Annotated in this window: 2 protein-coding genes; both read left to right on the plus strand. The window is 73.9% G+C overall.

What is annotated here, in order from left to right; translation table 11 throughout:
- The coding region (locus NON22_RS23890) for an efflux RND transporter periplasmic adaptor subunit (RefSeq protein WP_257389484.1) at window positions 1-997 on the plus strand (997 nt) is incomplete at its 5' end.
- On the plus strand, window positions 994-1719 hold a 726-nt coding region (locus NON22_RS23895), incomplete at its 3' end, for an efflux RND transporter permease subunit (protein WP_257389485.1). The genes NON22_RS23890 and NON22_RS23895, both read left to right, overlap by 4 nt.

Here is a 1719-nt window from a genome sequence, read left to right on the forward strand (position 1 = left end):
GCCGCCACCGGCGACCGGCGCGGCCGAGGTCGCGTTCGCGACCGTGACCGTCGCGGCGCGCGCCGGCGACCGCGAGCGCGTCTGGGACGGCGTCGTCGACGCAGTCGACAAGGCGACGTTGTCGGCGCAGACCGGCGGCCGCGTCGTCGAGCTGCCGTTCGACGTGAACGACTACGTCAAGGCCGGTCAGGTCGTCGTGCGCTTCACCGACGTGGAGCAGGAGTCCGGCCGCCGCCAGGCCGACGCGGCCCTGCGCGCGGCCGAAGCCGGCGCGCGCGAAGCGCAGCTCGCGTTCACGCGGGCGAAGGAGATGCTGGACCGCAAACTCATCGCCCAGGCCGCCTATGATCAGGCGGCCGCGCGCCACGAGTCGGCCAAGGCCACGCTCGAAGCGGCGCGCGCGGCCGTCCGCGGCGCCGGCGAGCAAGTCGACTACACGGTCGTGCGCGCGCCGTACAGCGGCATCCTGACCGAGCGCCACGTGCGCATCGGCGAGACCGTGCGGCCGGGACAGGCGCTGGTCTCGGGCCTGTCGCTCGCGCGGCTGCGCGTCGAAGCCGAGATTCCCCAGGGCGACGTCGCCGCGATCCGCGACCACGCGTCGGCGGCCGTGCTGCTGGAGGACGGCCGTCGCATCCAGGCGCAGCAGGTCGTCGTCTTTCCCTACGCCGATCCGCGGACGCACAGTTTCCGCGTCCGCGTCGAGCTGCCCGAGGCCGAGACCGGCCTGCAGCCGGGCATGACGGCCAAGGTCGCGTTCGCGATCGGCACGCTCGATCGCCTGTTGATTCCATCCGCTGCGCTCGTGCGGCGCGGCGAGCTGACCGCGGTATACGTCGTCGACGCGGCCGACCGCGTCGCACTGCGCCAGCTGCGCCTGGGCCAGCGCTTTGGCGACGAGGTCGAGGTGCTGGCCGGCCTCGCGCCCGGCGAACGCATCGCCGCCGACCCGCTCGCGGCGCTGGCGCATCTGGCGGGCACGGAGCAGGCCCGATGAGCGCCGCACCGGTCAGGCTCGGCATTTCCGGCCGGCTCGCGCGCCTGTTCGCCGCCAGCCCGCTGACGCCGGTGCTCGCGCTGGCCGGCCTGCTGCTCGGACTCGTCGCCGTCGCGATCACGCCGCGCGAGGAGGAACCGCAGATCGACGTGACCATGGCCAACGTGTTCGTGCCGTTCGCGGGCGCGCCGGCCGACGACGTCGAGAATCTCGTCAGCTATCCGCTGGAGCAGAAGCTCGCCGCGATCGACGGCGTGAAGCACGTCTATTCCGTGTCGCGCCCGGGCATGGCCGTGCTGACCGTCGAGTTCCAGGTCGGCGTGCCGCGCCAGGACGCGCTCGTGCGCCTGTACAACCAGGTCTATTCCAACCAGGACTGGGCGCCGGCGAAGCTGGGCGTCGGCCAGCCGCTCGTGCGGCCCATGGGCATCGACGACGTGCCGGTGCTGAGCCTGACGTTGTCCGGCGACGGCGCGGGCGGCGCGACCGAGCTCGCGGAAGTCGCGCATACGCTCGAAACCGAACTCAAGCGCGTGCCGGGCACGCGCGACGTCTACACGATCGGCGCGCCCGAGCGCGCCGTCGTCGTCGAACTCGACGCGACGCGCCTGGCCGCCTACGGCATGGCGCCGGCCGACCTCGCCGGCGCGCTGGCCGCGGCCAACGTCGTGCAGCAGGCCGGCGAACGCGTCGCGCCGGGCGCGCAGGTTCCGGTCACGGCC

Source organism: Tahibacter caeni (assembly GCF_024609805.1).
GTDB classification, from domain to species: domain Bacteria; phylum Pseudomonadota; class Gammaproteobacteria; order Xanthomonadales; family Rhodanobacteraceae; genus Tahibacter; species Tahibacter caeni.